Origin of the sequence: Actinomycetospora termitidis, assembly GCF_030286555.1 — a bacterium.
Taxonomy (GTDB): domain Bacteria; phylum Actinomycetota; class Actinomycetes; order Mycobacteriales; family Pseudonocardiaceae; genus Actinomycetospora; species Actinomycetospora termitidis.
In genome coordinates, this window is the sequence record NZ_JASVWF010000004.1 from 65,787 (window position 1) to 82,867 (window position 17,081).

The 17,081-nt window shown below is 75.6% G+C and carries 19 protein-coding genes; 16 read left to right on the plus strand and 3 right to left on the minus strand.

All coding sequences use genetic code 11. The annotated features are described in order from the left end of the window. The 8 genes from ruvX to QRT03_RS18555 all read left to right on the plus strand — a co-directional run bounded on the left by ruvX (position 1) and on the right by QRT03_RS18555 (position 7,146). Positions 1-447 (plus strand): Holliday junction resolvase RuvX, encoded by a 447-nt coding sequence (gene ruvX, locus QRT03_RS18520; protein WP_286054466.1) that lies wholly within the window; start codon positions 1-3, stop codon positions 445-447. After that, on the plus strand, positions 444-2,183 hold the full coding sequence (locus QRT03_RS18525; RefSeq protein WP_286054467.1) for an endolytic transglycosylase MltG: 1,740 nt from the start codon (positions 444-446) through the stop codon (positions 2,181-2,183). Before ruvX ends, QRT03_RS18525 begins: the two co-directional genes overlap by 4 nt. Beyond that, a complete protein-coding gene (locus QRT03_RS18530; protein WP_286054468.1) occupies positions 2,183-3,055 on the plus strand; it encodes a shikimate dehydrogenase in 873 nt (290 codons plus the stop codon). Before QRT03_RS18525 ends, QRT03_RS18530 begins: the two co-directional genes overlap by 1 nt. A 99-nt stretch (positions 3,056-3,154) precedes the next feature. Then, positions 3,155-3,763: a prepilin peptidase gene (locus QRT03_RS18535; RefSeq protein WP_286054917.1), complete on the plus strand. Its 609-nt coding sequence runs from the start codon at positions 3,155-3,157 to the stop codon at positions 3,761-3,763. Between the two features lie 25 nt (positions 3,764-3,788). Beyond that, positions 3,789-4,991: a chorismate synthase gene (gene aroC / locus QRT03_RS18540; RefSeq protein ID WP_286054469.1), complete on the plus strand. Its 1,203-nt coding sequence runs from the start codon at positions 3,789-3,791 to the stop codon at positions 4,989-4,991. After that, on the plus strand, positions 4,991-5,515 hold the full coding sequence (locus QRT03_RS18545) for a shikimate kinase (protein WP_286054470.1): 525 nt from the start codon (positions 4,991-4,993) through the stop codon (positions 5,513-5,515). The genes aroC and QRT03_RS18545 overlap by 1 nt, the downstream gene beginning before the upstream one ends. After that, entirely contained in the window at positions 5,508-6,602 is a 1,095-nt protein-coding gene (gene aroB / locus QRT03_RS18550) for a 3-dehydroquinate synthase (RefSeq protein WP_286054471.1), read from the plus strand. The genes QRT03_RS18545 and aroB overlap by 8 nt, the downstream gene beginning before the upstream one ends. Positions 6,603-6,606: 4 nt before the next feature. Beyond that, entirely contained in the window at positions 6,607-7,146 is a 540-nt protein-coding gene (locus tag QRT03_RS18555) for a protein-L-isoaspartate O-methyltransferase family protein (RefSeq protein ID WP_286054472.1), read from the plus strand. A 20-nt stretch (positions 7,147-7,166) separates the two neighbouring features. Here the strand turns inward: QRT03_RS18555 and QRT03_RS18560 are convergent, their stop codons facing one another. Beyond that, positions 7,167-8,060, minus strand: coding sequence for an EamA family transporter (locus QRT03_RS18560; RefSeq protein WP_286054473.1), 894 nt, complete (start codon positions 8,058-8,060; stop codon positions 7,167-7,169). 74 nt (positions 8,061-8,134) lie between these two features. Here QRT03_RS18560 and QRT03_RS18565 point away from each other — a divergent pair, with 74 nt between their 5' ends. After that, entirely contained in the window at positions 8,135-9,025 is an 891-nt protein-coding gene (locus QRT03_RS18565; RefSeq protein ID WP_286054474.1) for a LysR family transcriptional regulator, read from the plus strand. Positions 9,026-9,034: 9 nt separating this feature from the next. Here QRT03_RS18565 and QRT03_RS18570 read toward each other — a convergent pair whose 3' ends face one another. After that, positions 9,035-9,862, minus strand: coding sequence for a hypothetical protein (locus tag QRT03_RS18570; RefSeq protein ID WP_286054475.1), 828 nt, complete (start codon positions 9,860-9,862; stop codon positions 9,035-9,037). 52 nt (positions 9,863-9,914) lie between these two features. Between QRT03_RS18570 and QRT03_RS18575 the strand changes: the two genes are divergently transcribed. The 3 genes from QRT03_RS18575 to nusB are packed head-to-tail and all read left to right on the plus strand — an operon-like array spanning position 9,915 to position 12,144. Continuing rightward, the gene (locus QRT03_RS18575; RefSeq protein ID WP_286054476.1) at positions 9,915-11,030 is read left to right on the plus strand and encodes a M24 family metallopeptidase; all 1,116 of its coding nucleotides are present in this window, start codon (positions 9,915-9,917) and stop codon (positions 11,028-11,030) included. A 50-nt stretch (positions 11,031-11,080) separates the two neighbouring features. Further along, positions 11,081-11,644: an elongation factor P gene (gene efp / locus QRT03_RS18580; protein ID WP_286054477.1), complete on the plus strand. Its 564-nt coding sequence runs from the start codon at positions 11,081-11,083 to the stop codon at positions 11,642-11,644. Next, positions 11,644-12,144, plus strand: a complete 501-nt coding sequence (gene nusB / locus QRT03_RS18585; RefSeq protein WP_286054478.1) for a transcription antitermination factor NusB — start codon at positions 11,644-11,646, stop codon at positions 12,142-12,144. Before efp ends, nusB begins: the two co-directional genes overlap by 1 nt. A gap of 138 nt (positions 12,145-12,282) precedes the next feature. Here the strand turns inward: nusB and bldD are convergent, their stop codons facing one another. Beyond that, on the minus strand, positions 12,283-12,771 hold the full coding sequence (gene bldD / locus QRT03_RS18590) for a transcriptional regulator BldD (RefSeq protein ID WP_286054480.1): 489 nt from the start codon (positions 12,769-12,771) through the stop codon (positions 12,283-12,285). Positions 12,772-13,119: 348 nt separating this feature from the next. On the opposite strand from bldD, the gene pyrR reads away from it, so the two are divergent. The 4 genes from pyrR to carA are packed head-to-tail and all read left to right on the plus strand — an operon-like array spanning position 13,120 to position 17,079. After that, the gene (gene pyrR / locus QRT03_RS18595; RefSeq protein WP_286054482.1) at positions 13,120-13,704 is read left to right on the plus strand and encodes a bifunctional pyr operon transcriptional regulator/uracil phosphoribosyltransferase PyrR; all 585 of its coding nucleotides are present in this window, start codon (positions 13,120-13,122) and stop codon (positions 13,702-13,704) included. Between the two features lie 23 nt (positions 13,705-13,727). Beyond that, entirely contained in the window at positions 13,728-14,684 is a 957-nt protein-coding gene (locus tag QRT03_RS18600) for an aspartate carbamoyltransferase catalytic subunit (protein ID WP_286054918.1), read from the plus strand. Beyond that, positions 14,681-15,973, plus strand: coding sequence for a dihydroorotase (locus QRT03_RS18605; RefSeq protein ID WP_286054483.1), 1,293 nt, complete (start codon positions 14,681-14,683; stop codon positions 15,971-15,973). The genes QRT03_RS18600 and QRT03_RS18605 overlap by 4 nt, the downstream gene beginning before the upstream one ends. After that, positions 15,970-17,079 (plus strand): glutamine-hydrolyzing carbamoyl-phosphate synthase small subunit, encoded by a 1,110-nt coding sequence (carA, locus tag QRT03_RS18610; RefSeq protein ID WP_286054484.1) that lies wholly within the window; start codon positions 15,970-15,972, stop codon positions 17,077-17,079. Before QRT03_RS18605 ends, carA begins: the two co-directional genes overlap by 4 nt. The last annotated feature ends 2 nt before the right edge of the window (positions 17,080-17,081 follow it).

Consider the following 17,081-nt stretch of genomic DNA (forward strand, 5'->3'; position numbering starts at 1 on the left):
GTGACGGGGCGCGTGCTCGGGGTCGACGTCGGCGCGGTGCGCGTCGGCGTCGCCCTCTCCGATCCCGCCGGAGTGCTCGCGACGCCGCTCGTTACCCTCGATCGCGACGAGACGACGTGGTCCGACCTGGACCAGCTCACCGATCTCGTCGCCGAACACGAGGTCGTGGAGGTGGTCGTGGGCCTGCCCCGCACCCTGGCCGGGCGTGAGGGCCCGGCCGCGCGGGCCGCTCTCGGCTACGCCGACGACCTCCGCGAGGTGTTCGACGAGCGCGGGGTGTCGGGGGTGCCGGTGACGATGGCCGACGAGCGGCTCTCCACGGTGTCGGCGGGGCGCATGCTCTCCGACCGGGGGGTGAAGGGCCGCGCGCAGCGCCGGGTGATCGACCAGGCGGCGGCGGTCGAGATCCTGCAGACCTGGCTCGACGCCCGCCGGGCGGCCCCGTGAGCCGCGACCCGTCGCGCCCGCCCCGCCTCGTGGCGATGTCGGCGTCCTCGGGCGCCGAGCACCGGGACGGCGCCACGTCGACGGAGCAGGGCGGCTCCGGGTCGCGCGAGGTCCGCGTGCCGCGGCGCAGTCGCGGGCTGCGCCGGCCGGGCGAGGCCGACGACGGACGGGACGCCACCCGCCGTCGGGAACCCGAACCGCCCACCACCGCCCTGGCCGCACGGCCGGCCCCGGACGCCGACGAGCACGACGCGGTGACCGACACCCTCGTCCGCGAGCCCGCTCCGGGCGTGCCCTCGCGCGTCGGGCTCCCCGGCCCGCCCCCGCGGACCGTCCGGCCCGGTCCCGGTCCGCAGGAGGCGCGGCGGGCGCCGCGGGCGGAGCAGTCGTGGCGGGAGCAGCCGCGACCCGAGGCCCGACCCGAGCCGACCGAGCACACGCGGCCCGTCGCGACGGGCCGCCCGGGCGCGGATCCCGCCGCCCCGAACGCGTCGAGCGGTCCCGCACCCCGGCCGGCCCCGCGCGACGAGCAGGGGGAGGGGCTCGACCTGTTCGGCGGCCTCGCGGCCGCCCCGCCGTCGGACGCCTCGGGTCCCGACGACGAGCGCCCGGCCCGCCGGCGGCGGCTGGTGCTGCCGGTCGTGGCCGGGGTGCTGCTGCTGGCCCTCGTCGGCGGGGCGTTCTTCGCCCGCGACCTGTGGGGGATCGTGTTCCCGCCCGACTTCGACGGTCCGGGCAGCGGGCACGTGGTGGTCCAGGTCGCCGACGGCGACTCCACCCGCGACATCGGCGAGAGCCTGGTGACCGACGGCGTGGTCGCCTCCGCCCGCGGGTTCGGTCAGGCCGCCGAGGACGACCCGCGCGGCCGCGGCATCCAGCCGGGCTACTACGACATGGCGCGCGGCATGCCCGCCGCCCAGGCCGTGACCCGCATGCTCGACCCGGCCGCGCGCCTGGGCCGCCTCGAGGTCCGCGGCGGCACCCAGCTCGACGACACGGCCGGGGCGGGGAACGCCCGGGTGCCCGGGGTCCTGAGCCTGATCTCCGAGGCCACGTGCGTGGTCGAGGAGTCCGGTGAGCGCCGCTGCACCTCCGTGGACGACCTGCGGCGCACCATGTCCACCACCGACCCCGCGGAGCTCGGGGTGCCGGACTGGGCGCTCGACGGCGCCCGCCGCGCACTGCCCGAGCGCCGTCTCGAGGGCCTCGTGGCCCCGGGGACGTACGACGTGCGGCCGGGGGCCGACGCCGCCGACGCCCTCACCTCGGTGGTGCGCGGGTCGGCGGAGCGGCTGGAGTCGAGCGGGCTCGTGACGAAGGCCGCGGCGAACGACGTCACGCCGTACCAGGCCCTGGTCGTCGCCTCGATCGCCGAGCGCGAGGGCATCGAGGCCGACTTCGGGAAGATCGCCCGCGTCGTCTACAACCGGCTGCCGATCCCGATGCGGCTGCAGATGGACTCGACGATCAACTACCCGCTCGACCGGCAGACGCTCCTGACCACCCCGGTCGACCGCGCCGCGCCCGGCCCCTACAACACCTACCTCAACTTCGGGCTGCCGCCGACGCCGATCGGCGCGGTCTCCGGGCCGGCCCTCACCGCGGCCCTCGGCCCGGATGCCGGCGGCTGGGTCTACTTCGTGAAGTGCGAGAACTCGGGCGCGTCGTGCTTCGCGGTCTCCCCGGAGGAGCACGACGCGAACCGGCGCCTGGCGCAGGCCCGCGGGGTGTACTGATGGCCGGGGCCCGGCGGGCCGCGGTGCTGGGGTCGCCGGTCGCCCACTCGCTCTCGCCGGTGCTGCACGACGCCGCCTACGAGGCGCTCGGCCTGCGGGGCTGGACCTACGAGCGCGTCGAGTGCACCGCGGAGCAGCTGCCGGCCCTGGTGGGCGGGCTCGACGGGTCGTGGGTCGGGCTGTCGGTGACGATGCCGGGGAAGAAGGCCGCCCTGGCGGTCGCGTCCGAGGCCTCGGGCCGGGCGCGGCGCCTCGGGGTGGCCAACACCCTCGTCCGGACCGACGGCGGGTGGGTCGCGGACTGCACCGACGTCGACGGCGTGGCCGGGGCCCTGCGCGCCGCCGGGGTGCCGCAGCCGGCGCCGCTCGCCGCGGGTCTGCGCGACGTCGTGGTGCTGGGCGCGGGGGCGACCGCCTCGGCCGCCGTCGGGGGGCTCTACGAGCTGGGGAACGAGGACGTGACCCTGGTCGTGCGCGACCCCGCGCGCGCGGTGGAGACGGTCGCGGTGATCGACGCCTACGGCATGCGCGGCCTCGTGCGCACCTTCGGCCGGGTCGGCGAGGTGGACCTGGCGCGCGCGAAGGCCCTGGTGAACACCACCCCGGCGGGTGTCGTCGACGATGCGCTCGCCGACGGCCTGGTCGCCGGGCTGCCCGACGACGCCGTCGTGCTGGACGCGGTGTACCACCCGTGGCCGACCCCGCTCGCCGCCGCGGCCGGGCGCCGGGGCCTCGCGGTGGCCACCGGCCTGGACATGTTGCTGCACCAGGCGTTCGGGCAGGTCGAGCAGTTCACCGGGTGCAGCGCACCCCGCCGGGAGATGCATCGCGCGCTGGTCCGTGCGACGCGCTTCGACGTCCGTCCGCCGTAGCGCTCCGTCCCCACCGGCACGTTGGAGCGGGTTGTCCACAGCCGGACCGGCACCGCGTGACGGCGGGGAGATGCCCGGCCCACGCTCGGCGTCGTGGTGATGTGGCTGGACGTGGTCCTGGGGGTGCTGGCGCCGCTCGGCGTCGGGGCGGTCGTCGGCGCTGGGGTGCGCCGGGGCCTGGCGGCGACCCGGCGCGGGGTGCTGCTCGCGGCCGGGTGGTGCGAGGCGGGCGTGGGCCTGGCCTGGGCCGTGGTCGGGACGGCGGCGGTGCTCGGCGGCGTGTCGCCGGCGGCCGTGCCGGTCCTGTTCGTGGTGTCGGTGGTCGGGGTCGCCGGAGTGGCCACCGACCTGGCGGTGGGCCGGCTGCCCGACGCCGTGACGCTCCCCGCGGTCCCGGTCGGGTGGGCTGCCCTGGTGCCGCTGGGCGGGTCGGCGGTGCTCGCCGGGGTGGCCGGGACCCTGGTGCTCGGCGGGGTGCACGCCCTGGTCGGGGTGCTCGCCCCGGGATCGACGGGTGGTGGGGACGTCAAGCTGGCGGCGGCGCTCGGCGGGCCGCTCGCGGCGGCGGGCTGGTGGACGGTCGCGCTCGTGCCGGTGGCGGCCGCCGTGCTGCTGGTCGCGGCGGCGGCGGTCCTGCGCCGGCGGGCGCTGCCCCTCGGCCCACCGCTGCTCGGCGTGAGCTGGATCGTCCTCCTGGCCTCGGCCTGAGGAGCCGGACGGAGGACATGGAACGATGGCGGGCGTGTTGCGGTGGTTGACGGCGGGAGAGTCGCACGGTCCGGCCCTGACGGCGATGCTCGAGGGCATGGTCGCGGGGGTCTCGGTGTCCTCGAAGGAGATCGCGGCGGAGTTGGCCCGCCGCCGGTTGGGGTACGGCCGCGGGGCCCGGATGAGCTTCGAGGCCGACGACCTGGAGATCCTCGGCGGGGTCCGGCACGGGCTGACCCAGGGCGGCCCGGTGGCGCTGCGCATCGGCAACACCGAGTGGCCGAAGTGGGAGACGGTCATGGCCGCCGACCCGGTCGACCCGGACCTGATCGAGGGCCGCGCCCGCAACGCCCCGCTCACCCGCCCGCGCCCCGGTCACGCCGACCTCGCGGGGATGACGAAGTACGGCTTCGACGAGGCCCGCCCGGTGCTGGAGCGCGCGTCGGCCCGCGAGACCGCGGCCAAGGTCGCGCTCGGCGCCGTCGCGAAGGCGTTCCTGGCCCAGGCCCTCGGGGTCGAGGTGCTCTCGCACGTGGTGTCGCTCGGGACCGCGGACGCGACCCCGGACACGATCCCGATGCCAGGGGACGGCGAGCGGATCGACGCCTCCCCGACCCGGGCGGTCGACGAGGAGTCCACCGCCCGCATGGTCGCCGAGGTGGACGCCGCCAAGGAGGACGGCGACACCCTGGGCGGGGTCGTGGAGGTCGTGGCGCACGGGCTGCCGGTCGGCCTCGGTTCCTACGTGCAGGCCGACCGTCGCCTCGACGCCCGCCTGGCCGCCGCGCTGATGGGGATCCAGGCGATGAAGGGCGTCGAGATCGGCGACGGGTTCACCACCGCTCGGCGCCGCGGCTCGGCTGCGCACGACGAGATGGACCGTGCCGACGGGTCCGGGATCGACCGGGCGACCAACCGCGCCGGCGGCATCGAGGGCGGCATGACCAACGGCGAGCCGCTGCGGGCGCGCGTCGCGATGAAGCCGATCTCGACGGTGCCCCGCGCCCTGCGCACGGTGGACCTCGCGACCGGTGAGGCCGCCACCGCCCACCACCAGCGCTCCGACGTGTGTGCCGTACCGGCCGCGGGCGTGGTGGCCGAGGCCCTCGTCGCGCTGGTGCTCGCCGACGCCGCCCTGGAGAAGTTCGGGGGCGACTCGCTGGCCGAGACCGCCCGGAACGCCGCCGCCTACCGGGCGGGCATCGACCCGCTGCGGGTCGTGGAGTGATGGCTCCCGCCGTCGTGCTCGTCGGCCCGCCCGGGGCGGGGAAGTCGACCGTCGGTCGCCTGCTCGCGGACCGGTGGGGCGTGCCGTTCGCCGACACCGACGCGCTGATCGAGGAGCGTTCCGGCCGCGTCATCGCCGACATCTTCACCACCGACGGCGAGCCGGTGTTCCGGGCGCTGGAGCAGGAGACGGTCGCCGAGGCGCTGACGACCCACCACGGCGTCCTCGCCCTCGGCGGGGGAGCGGTGCTCGCGGAGGCGACCCGGGAGGCCCTCGCGGGCCACGCCGTCGTGCTGCTCTCGGTGGGCCTCGCCGCGGGGGTCCGCCGGACGGGACTGTCGACCGCCCGGCCGCTGCTGGCCGGGGTCAACCCGCGCGCCACCTTCGCCGCCCTGCTCGCCGAGCGGCTCCCGGTGTACCGCTCGGTGGCCGCCCAAGAGGTCGCCACCGACTCCCTCGACCCGGAGGCCGTCGCCGAGGCCGTGCACGCCCTGGTGGGGGCGGAGGTGTCGAGCCGTGGTTGAGACGCAGACCGTTCGCGTGGCCTCCGGGAGCCCCTATGACGTCGTCGTCGGGCGCGGGGTCACCGACGCCGTGGCCGAGGCCGTCCGCGAGGGTGGAGCCCTCGCCGGCGCCGCGCGGATCGCGGTGCTGTCCCAGCCGGCCGTCGACGAGGTGGCCGGCCGGGTCGCCGCCGGGCTCGAGGCGGCCGGCGTCGACGTGCACCGTGTCGAGCTGCCGGGCTCCGAGGACGGCAAGAACCTCGCGACCGCGGGCTTCTGCTGGGAGGTCCTGGGGCGGATCGGGCTGACGCGGTCGGATGCCGTCGTCGCGGTCGGCGGCGGTGCGGCGACCGACCTCGCCGGGTTCGTCGCCGCGGGCTGGATGCGCGGGGTCCGGATCGTCCACGTCCCGACGACGCTGCTGGCGATGGTCGACGCGGCCGTGGGCGGCAAGACCGGCATCAACACCGGTGCCGGGAAGAACCTGGTCGGGGCCTTCCACGAGCCCGCCGCGGTCATCGCCGACCTCGACGCCCTGCGCACCGTGGGCGCCGCGGAGATCGCCGCCGGGATGGCCGAGGTGATCAAGACCGGGTTCATCGCCGACCCGCGGATCCTCGAGCTCATCGAGGGCGACCCGAAGGCCGCGCTGGACCCGGGCGGCGACGTGATCGCCGAGCTCGTCACCCGCTCCGTGCGGGTGAAGGCCGAGGTGGTCGCGGCCGACCTGCGCGAGTCGCACCTGCGCGAGATCCTCAACTACGGGCACACCCTCGGGCACGCGGTGGAGCGCCGGGAGGACTACCGGTGGCGGCACGGCGAGGCAGTCGGCGTGGGGCTCGTCTTCGTCGCCGAACTCGCGCGGCGGGCCGGGCGGCTCGACGACGCGACCGCCGACCGGCACCGCGAGGTCCTGACCTCGGTCGGCCTGCCGGTCCGGTACGACGCGGACGCCCTGCCGGACCTCGTCGAGCACATGAAGGTCGACAAGAAGAGCCGCGGCGCGGTCCTGCGGTTCGTCGTGCTCGACGGCCTGGCCCGGCCCGGACGCCTGGAGGGACCTGCGCCCGAGGAGCTCGCCGCGGCCTACGCCGCGCTCGCGGCCTGAGGCGGTGCGGCCCCGGGCGGACGTCGTCGGCGCGCACGCCCGCACCGACCCGGAGCACTACCAGCGCGGCGCGGGGGAGGGGCGGAGCACGGCGCCGGACGTCGTCCTGACGATGCTCCGCCTGCTCGATCTGGCCCGGGGCGCCGTGGTCCTCGAGATCGGTACCGGGTCGGGGTTCGCGGCGGGGGTGCTCTCCCGGGCGGTCGGGGACGACGGCACCGTCCGGTCCGTGGAGCTCGACGTCGAGGTCGCCGCGCGGGCACGCCGGCTGCTCGCCGCGGACGGCCGGGCGAACGTGTCGGTCTCCGTGCGCGACGGGCTCCGCACGGTCCCGGACGGCGGACCGGTCGACCGGCTCGTCGCCTTCGTCTCGGTCGCGGCGGCGGTCCCGGAGTGCTGGATCGGGGCGGTCCGACCGGGTGGTCTGCTGGTCGTCCCGGTCCGTGACCGCCGCGGCGTCGTCCGGTTCCGCCGCACGGCGGACGGCCGCACGCTGTCCCCGGAGCGCACGATCGGCGCCGCCTTCGGCCGACCCCACCTGTGACCGGTGCGGGCGCCCCGCCCTCAGCCCGCCGGGGCCGGTTCGCGTTCGACGAAGGCCCCGACGTCGGGCCGGCGGTCCCCGGTCCGGGCCGCCCCGATCCCGGCCGTCACCACGAGCACGATCCCGGCGACGGCTACGACGGACGGCACCTGACCGAGGATCACCGCGCCCACCAGCAGGGCGATCGCGGGCTCGAGGGCCATGAGGGTGCCGAAGGCGCCGGCCGCGAGCCTCCGCAGCGCGAGCAGTTCGAGGGCGAACGGCACCACGGGCAGCAGCAGCGCGAGCCCGAGGCCGGTCAGCAGCACCGGCCACGTCGCGACCGCGCCGAGGTCGGGCACGACGAGGCCCGCCACGGCCCCGCTGACCAGGCCCGCCACCGGCATCGACACCGCGAGCCCCTGCAGGCCGGTCACGGTGTCGCCGACCCGCTGGGTGAGCAGGATGTAGCCGGCCCAGCACGCCGCGGCCGCGAGGGCGAACCCCACGCCGACCGGGTCGGCGCCGCCGTGCCACGGCTCGGTGAGCAGGACGACCCCGCCCGCCGCGAGCACCGGCCACAGCAGCCCGGCCCCGCGGCCGCGCAGCACCGCGACCCCGAGCGGACCGAGGAACTCGATCGCGGACGCCGTGCCGAGCGGGATGCGCGCCACGGCCGCCATGAACAGCATCGTCAGGCCCGCCGTCACCACCCCGAGACCGACGGCCGCGCCGAACGACGAGCGCGTGAACGACGACGGGCGCGGTCGGACGATCACCAGGAGCAGCACCCCCGCCCAGACGAGGCGCAGGGCCGCGACCCCCTCCGGCGGGACGATCGCGAACAGGCTCACCGAGGCGGCGAGCCCGAGTTGGACGCAGGACATGGACCCGAGGGCGAGGACGGCGCCGGAGCGGGCACGGGCGGTGGACACGGCGCGAGTCAACGCGGGTGGATCGTCCGCGTCCACGTGAGAAACACGGACGGTCCGTTCGTAGAATCCCGACGGTGGACACGCGGCGCCTGCCCTACCTGGTCGAACTCGCCCGGCTCGGGTCGATGCGCGCGGTCGCCGACGTGACGGGGACCTCCACCTCGGTGGTCTCGCAGCAGATCGCGGCCCTGGCGAGAGAGGTCGGCGCGACGCTCGTGGAGCCCGACGGCCGCCGCGTCCGGCTCACCCCGGCCGGGCACCGGCTCGCCGAGCACGGGATCGACCTGCTCGCCGCCATCGACGCGGCCGTCGAGGACCTCGACCCGGGCGCCGAGCCCAGCGGCACCGTCCGGGTCGCCGGCTTCGCCACCGCGATCCGCCGCTCGCTCATGCCGATCGTCGCCGAGTTCGCCACCCGCCACCCGGGCGTGCGGCTCACGTTCCGCGAGCACGAACCGACCGAGGCGCTCGGCCTGCTCGAGGCGGACGCCGTCGACCTCGCGCTGGTCTACGACTACGACCTCGCCCCGTCCGCCGTCCCGATCCCCGCCTCCGCCCACGTCGGCGAGGTGCTCTGGGAGGCCCGCTGGGGTCTCGGGGTCCCCGACGACGGGAGTCCGGCACCGTCCGCGGACACCTCGCCCGGCGTCCTCGCCGCCTACGCCGACCGCGAGTGGATCGGCAACTCCCGCAACAGCGCGGACGAGGAGGTGCTCCGCCTGCTCGCCTCGACGGCGGGCTTCGTCCCGCGCATGACGCACGAGGCCGACAGCCTGGACCTGGTGGACGACCTGGTCGTCGCCGGCCTCGGGGTCGGCCTCCTGCCGCACGACCGACCGGTGGCCCCGGGCGTCCGGGTCCTGGACCTCCCGGACCCGCTCGTGCGGCTGCGCTGCCGACCGGTCACCCGGCGCGGACGGAGCTCCTGGCCACCGCTCGCGGCGGTCCTGCGGACGCTGCGCTGAGCGCCCCGGTCACTCCCCGTCGGTGGGCCGCTTGAGCCCGAACCGCCGCCGCCCGGACGACCGCCCGGTCTCCTCGGCCGGCTCCTCCGGGGCGGGGGTCGACGACCCGACACCCTCGGGCAGCGGGGTGACCGGCGGCAGCACGGCGACGACGGGGGAGGAGGCCGGCGCGGACCCGGCGCGCTCCGCGAACGGGCCGGTGCCGAACGGGACCCGCGTCGGGTCGTCGTCGGGAACCCGCTGCGCGCGGGCGGAGCCGGCCGGGACCGGCTCGTCGCGCGTGCCGGAGCGCCGGGAGGCGACCTTCGCGGTCGTCGACTCCGGCAGCACCGGGGGCGCCGCGGCGTCGCCGGACGCGGTCAGGGCGGGCTCGGGGACCTCCTCGGGCGGCAGGTCGACGTCGGCGCCCGGGTCCTGGTCGGCCCGCGGGTCGTCGGCGCGCCGCAGCGACAGCCAGCCGAACCGCGCACCGAGCGAGACCGAGGCGAGGACCAGCAGGACCGTGAACGCCGCGCGGCCGACCAGGGCCGACCCGAGGTCCTCGACCCCGGTGGCGTCCACGAACAGCCCGAGCAGGATCCAGCTCAGCAGGCCCGCGGCGGGGCCGGTGGCCAGCGAGGCCTTCAGCCAGGTCCACTCCGGCGGCATCCGGTCGGCGATCACCTCGGCGCCGCCCCACACCAGGCCGACGAGCAGCAGCACGCCGAGCAGCAGCACCGTCCACAGCAGGGACAGCGACACGAACCGTGACGCCAGCGCCACGAACGCCGTCTGCCCCACGCCGTAGAGCAGCGTCATGACCAGGGCGCGGAGCACCCAGGGACTCAGCTGTCGCACGGGGGTCACCGTACGGTGCGCCGCGTCACCCGCCATCACTACCCTCGCGCGGGTGAGTGCACCGCAGCGCACGGCCCGTCCCCGCCCGCACCCGGCCGGGACCCGCCGTCGGGAGAGCCTCCGGGGGCTGCTGGTCGAGGCCGGCCTGGACGCGCTGCTGGTCACCGACCTGGTCAACGTCCGCTACCTGACCGGCTTCACCGGCTCGAACGCGGCGCTGCTCGTCGACGCCCGGGGCGAGGACGACACCGTGCTCGCCACCGACGGCCGCTACACCACGCAGGCCGCGGGCGAGACCCCCGAACTGCGCCTGCTCGTCGAACGGCGGTGCGCGCCGGAACTGCTCGGGGTCACGACGGCGGGTCGGGTCGGGTTCGACTCCGCCCAGGTCACGGTGGACGCCCACGACACGCTGCTGGCCACGGCCCGGGGCGAGCTCGTACGCGCGCCCGGCCTCGTCGAACGGCTCCGGGCGGTCAAGGACGCCGCCGAGATCGACGCGCTACGCCTGGCCTGCGCAGCCGGGGACGCGGCCCTGGCGGGGGCGATCGCCGACGGGGTCCTCGCGCCCGGCCGCACCGAGCGTGACGTCGCCCGCGAGCTGGAGGAGCGGATGGTCGCGGCCGGGGCCGCCGGGCCGAGCTTCGAGACGATCGTCGCGGCCGGCGCGAACTCCGCGATCCCGCACCACCGCCCCTCGGACGCACCGCTCGCGCCCGGCGACCTCGTCACGATGGACTTCGGCGCGCTCGTCGACGGCTACCACTCCGACATGACGCGGACCGTGCTCCTCGGACCGTCCGCCCCATGGCAGGAGGAGATCTACGCGCTCGTCGACGCGGCCGCCGCGGCCGGGCGTGACGCGCTGCGCCCGGGCGTCCCGACGAGCGAGATCGACGCGGCGGCACGGGCCGTCGTCACCGACTCGGGGTACGGGGAGCACTTCGTGCACCCGGTCGGGCACGGGGTCGGGCTCGTCATCCACGAGGCTCCGGCGATGTCCGCGACGGCGACCGCTACCCTGGAGGCGGGCATGACGGTCACCGTCGAGCCGGGCGTGTACCTCCCCGGTCGTGGCGGTGTGCGGATCGAGGACACGCTGGTCGTCACCGAATCCGGCGCCGAACCGCTGACCGCGTCGACGCGGGATCTCGTGGTCCTGGGCTGACGGGTGCCCCCGAAGGATCACCGATCACGAGCGCAGGAGACGACGCGGCAGTGGCGACGACGAACGACCTGAAGAACGGCCTGGTGCTGCGGATCGACGGGAACCTCTGGTCCGTCACCGAGTTCCAGCACGTCAAGCCGGGCAAGGGCGGCGCCTTCGTCCGGACGACGCTGAAGAACGTCCTCACCGGCAAGGTGGTCGACAAGACGTTCAACGCGGGCACGAAGGTCGAGACGGCGAACGTGGACCGTCGCGACATGACCTTCCTGTACCGGGACGGCGAGGACTTCGTCTTCATGGACGCGAGCGACTACGAGCAGATCCCGGTGCCCGCGGCGACGGTGGGCGACAACTCGCGGTTCCTCCTGGAGAACCAGGAGGTGCAGGTGTCCTTCAACGACGGGGCGCCGCTGTTCATCGAGCTGCCGTCGTCGGTCGAGCTGGAGATCACCCACACCGACCCGGGCCTGCAGGGCGACCGCTCCACCGGCGGCACCAAGCCGGCCACGGTCTCGACCGGTGCGGAGATCCAGGTCCCGCTGTTCCTGGAGACCGGGACGGTCGTCAAGGTCGACACCCGCGACGGCCGCTACCTCGGCCGCGTGTCGAACTAGTGCCGCAGCACGCCACTCGGCGGGGGTCACGGTCCAAGGCCCGGAAGCGGGCCCTGGACATCCTGTTCGAGTCCGAGGCCCGGGCCGAGGACCCGATCGAGGTGCTGCGCCGCCGGGTCGCCGGGTCGGACGCCCCGCCGGTGTCCGACTTCGCGGCGACCCTGGTCGAGGGCGTCGTCTCGCACCGTGACCACATCGACGCCGCGCTCGGCGAGCTCGCGCGCGGGTGGTCGGTGGAGCGCATGGCCGCGGTCGACCGGGCGGTGCTGCGGATCGGTGCGTTCGAGATCCTCTTCACCGACGACGTCGACGACGCCGTCGCGATCGACGAGGCGATCCAGCTCGCCCGGGAGCTCTCCACCGACGACTCGCCGCGGTTCGTCAACGGCGTCCTCGCCGCGCTGGCCTCGGGCGACCGGGCGCCGGTGGCCGCGCCGGCCCGCGAGCGCGTCGAGCTCCCGGCGGACGCCGAGCCGGCGGCCGACACCACCCCGGAATGAGCGAAGGGCCCCCTCGGTCGGATAGATCGACCGAAGGGGCCCTTCGCTCACTTCGTGCCCGGGTACCGCCGGTTGGCGGTGGGCGCCCACGGCCCGTCTACTCGACCGAGGGGGCCCTTCGCTCGATGCGGCGCCGGGTCAGTCCTCGCGCATCGCGCGCGCCTCGGGCGGCAGCACGCCCCACTCGACGAGCTGCTCGGACAGGTCGCCCGGGGTCATGTCGTAGATGATCGCGAGCGACCGCAGGTCCTCGTTGCGGATCGAGAGGACCTTGCCGTTGTAGTCGCCGCGCTGGCTCTGGATGGCCGCGGCGTAGCGGGCGAGCGGCCCTGCCTTGTCCGCGGGCAGCTGCTGGAGCCGCTCCAGGTTGATGACGATCTTGGCGGCGGGCTCCGAGCCGGACGGGATCCGGCCCTCGGGCAGCAGCTCGGCGACCGGCACGCCGTAGAAGTCGGCGAGCTCGGCGAGCTTCTGCACGGTCACCGCGCGGTCGCCACGCTCGTACGAGCCGACGACGACGGCCTTCCAGCGTCCGCCCGACTTCTGCTCGACCCCGTGCAGTGACAGGCCCTGCTGCTGTCGGATTCCCCGAAGCTTGGCGCCGAGCGCCTTCGCGTAGTCGCCCATGTGGCGGCACCCCGTTCCCTCGCGCCGAGCGTTTCGCATGCCCCGACGACGCCATGCTGAAGTCGATACGGAGAGTGATGATGCGCCCTCGGCGATCACGAGGTCAAGCCGGGGCGGCCGGAGTGTCCGCCCGGTGTGTCCCGCGGCACGCCGTTCCGACCGGGTGGATCCGCTTGTGCCCCATCGAACGCCGCCCGTGATCGACCGGCTGCACAGCGCCTGCGGCGGAGGGGTGGAGGGGACCCTGGGCGACGCGATCGGTCGCAGAACGTGGCTGATAGTGTCGGAGATGACCACAGCAGACGTCCTTTAAGAGCCGTCCCGAGAGGCGGAGAAGGAGGTCCCCGAGTGCCCACGCGGCGCCGGGGCGGTCCCGTACCGAACGGTGCGTCGAACGCCGAGGGTGAGCGCGAGTTGCTCTCCTCGGCCGACATCGCCCGCACCGTCGCGCGGATCGCCCACGAGATCCTCGAGAAGACCGCGGACTCCGGAGCACCCGTCGTGCTCCTCGGACTCCCCACCCGCGGCGTCCATCTCGCGCACCGGCTGGCCGAGCGCGTCACCGCGATCGACCCCGACACGACGGTGGCGGTCGGGACGCTGGACCCGACGCTCTACCGCGACGACCTCCGGCGTCAGCCGACCCGGCCGCTCGCCGACACCGACATCCCTCCCGCGGGCATCGACGACGTGACCGTGGTGCTCGTCGACGACGTGCTGATGTCCGGCCGCACGGTCCGCGCGGCCCTCGACGCGCTGCGCGACCACGGCCGTCCCCGCGCGGTGCAGCTCGCCGTCCTGGTCGACCGCGGCCACCGCGAGCTGCCGATCCGCGCCGACTACGTCGGGAAGAACGTCCCGACCAACCGGGGCGAGGACGTCGTGGTCTCCCTGGTCGAGTCCGACGGCGCCGACGGGGTGGCGATCCGATGACGTCCGACGAGGGCCACATCGGCCTGCGCCACCTGCTGTCCACCGACGGCCTGCGCCGCGAGCAGGCCGAGGCGCTGCTGGACACCGCGGCGAGCATGGAGCAGGCGCTCACCGGCCGCGCGGTGCGCAAGCTGCCGACGCTGCGCGGCCGCACCGTCGTGACCCTGTTCTACGAGAACTCCACCCGGACCCGGGTGTCGTTCGAGGTCGCGGGCAAGTGGATGAGCGCGGACACCATCAACGTCTCCGCGAGCGGTTCGAGCGTCGGCAAGGGGGAGTCGCTGCGCGACACCGCCTCGACCCTGGCGGCCGCCGGCGCGGACGCGATCGTGGTCCGGCACCCCGCCTCGGGCGCGCCGCACCGGATCGCGGGATGGCTCGACCGGGTCGGCCACTCCCACACCGACGGCCACGTCGCCGTGGTGAACGCCGGCGACGGCACCCACGAGCACCCCACCCAGGCGCTGCTCGACGCCGCCACCCTGCGCAAGCGGCTCGGTGCGGACCTCGCCGGACGGCGGGTCGCGATCGTCGGCGACGTCCTGCACAGCCGGGTCGCCCGTTCCAACGCCCACCTGCTCGCGACGCTGGGCGCCGAGGTCACGCTCGTCGCCCCGCCGACCCTGCTGCCCGCCGGGGTCGACGCCTGGCCGGTCGCGGTCACCCACGACCTCGACGCGCACCTGACGACCGGCCCGGACGCCGTGATGATGCTGCGGGTGCAGGCCGAGCGGATGCACGGCGGGTTCTTCCCGAGCGCGCGGGAGTACGCCGTCCGCTTCGGGCTCAACCAGCGGCGCGCCGACACGCTGCCCGACCACGCCGTGGTCCTGCACCCCGGCCCCGCCGTCCGCGGCATGGAGATCGCCAGCTCCGTGGCCGACTCCGCCCGTGCCGCGATCGCCGAGCAGGTCACCGCCGGGGTGCACGTGCGGATGGCCGTGCTCTACCACCTGCTCGCCGGGGAGGACTCCCGATGACCACCCTGATCCGGAACGTGCGCCCCTACGGCGAGGACCCGACCGACCTGTACGTCCGGGACGGCGTGCTGGTCGATCACGTCGCCGACCCCGACGAGACCGTCGACGGCGACGGCCTGATCGCCCTGCCGGGCCTGGTCGACCTCCACGCCCACCTGCGCGAACCGGGCGGCGAGGAGGCCGAGACGGTCGCCACCGGGTCGGCCGCGGCCGCGCTCGGCGGCTACACCGCGGTATTCGCGATGCCGAACACGAACCCCACCCAGGACTCGCCGGTCGTCGTCGAGCACGTCTGGCGGCGCGGGCGCGAGGTCGGCCTGGTCGACGTGCACCCGGTCGGCGCGGTCACCGTCGGGCTCGGCGGCGAACGGCTCGCCGAGATGGGGATGATGGCGGCCTCCGCGGCCGGCGTGCGGATGTTCTCCGACGACGGTCGCTGCGTGAACGACCCGCTGATCATGCGCCGGGCGCTGGAGTACGCGCGGTCGCTGGACGCGGTCGTCGCGCAGCACGCCGAGGACCACCGGCTCACCGTCGGCGCCCAGGCGCACGAGGGGCCGGTCGCGGCCCGGCTCGGGCTGACCGGCTGGCCCGCGACGGCGGAGGAGTCGATCGTCGCCCGCGACGCGATGCTCGCCGCCGCGGCCGGGGCGCGGCTGCACGTCTGCCACCTCTCCACGGCGGGGTCCGTGGGCGTGCTGCACTGGGCACGGGAGACGCTCCTGCCGGGGACCACCGCGACCGTGAGCGCCGAGGTCACCCCCCACCACCTGCTGCTCACCGACACCGCGGCCGAGGACTACGACCCGGTGCACAAGGTCAACCCGCCGCTGCGCCCGGAGGCCGACACCCTCGCGCTGCGGCGCGCGCTGGCCGACGGCGTGATCGACTGCGTCGCCACCGATCACGCCCCGCACCCGGTCGAGGCCAAGGACTGCGAGTGGCCCCAGGCCCGACCCGGCATGCTGGGCCTGCAGACCGCGCTGTCGGTGGTCACGGCCACGATGGTGACGACGGGTCTGCTGGACTGGCGCGGCGTGGCGCGGGTCATGAGCGAGGTGCCGGCGGCGATCGCCGGGCTGTCCGACCAGGGACGCCCGCTGACGGTCGGGGAGCCGGCGAACCTCGTCCTGGTCGACCCCGACGCCCGCTGGACGGTGCGGGGGGCCGAGCTGGCGAGCATCGCCGACAACACCCCGTACGAGGGCATGGAGCTACCCACCTCGGTGATCCACACGATGCTGCGGGGACGATGGACGGTGCGGGACGGAAAGGTCAAGGAACTATGAGTGAAGCGCTCCTCGTGCTCGAGGACGGCACCGTGCACCGCGGCGAGTCCTTCGGGGCGCGGGGCCGCACCCTCGGCGAGGCCGTCTTCACCACCGGCATGACCGGTTACCAGGAGACCCTCACCGACCCGAGCTACCACCGCCAGATCGTCGTCGCGACCGCGCCGCACATCGGCAACACCGGCTGGAACGACGAGGACGACGAGTCCGCCCGCATCCACGTCGCCGGCTACGTGGTGCGCGACCCCGCCCGGACGCCGTCGAACTGGCGCTCCCGCCGGTCGCTCGACGACGAGCTGGAGCGTCAGGGCGTCGTCGGGCTGGCCGGGATCGACACCCGCGCGGTGACGCGGCGGCTGCGCGAGCACGGCTCGATGCGCGCCGGCCTGTTCTCCGGCGACGCGCTCGGCACCGAGCGCGAGATGCTCGGGGCGGTCCGCGACAGCCCGCAGATGGCCGGCGCCGACCTCGCGGGCGAGGTGACCACCACCGAGCCGTACGTGGTGTCCGCCGAGGGCACCCGGCGGTTCTCCGTGGCCGCCCTGGACCTCGGGATCAAGGCCAACACGCCGCGCATGCTGGCGGCCCGCGGCATCGAGACCCGGGTCCTGCCCAGCACCACCACGCTCGACGAACTGCTCGACGGCTCGCCCGACGGGGTGTTCCTCTCCAACGGCCCCGGCGACCCGGCGACCGCGGACCACGCCGTGGAGCTGACCCGGGGAGTGCTCGAGCGCGGGGTGCCGCTGTTCGGGATCTGCTTCGGCAACCAGATCCTCGGGCGCGCGCTCGGACTCGGGACGTTCAAGCTGCGCTACGGCCACCGCGGGATCAACGTCCCGGTGGTCGACCACACGACCGGGACCGTGGCCATCACCAGTCAGAACCACGGCTTCGCGCTCGCGGGCACGCCCGGTGAGCACGTGGACTCGCCGTTCGGCCGGGTCCACCTCTCGCACGGCTGTCCGAATGACGGAGTGGTCGAGGGCGTGACCTGTGCGTCCGTCCCCGCGTTCTCCGTGCAGTACCACCCGGAGGCGGCCGCGGGCCCGCACGACGCCGCGGACCTCTTCGACCGTTTCGCTGCCCTGATGGGAGGGCGCTGAGC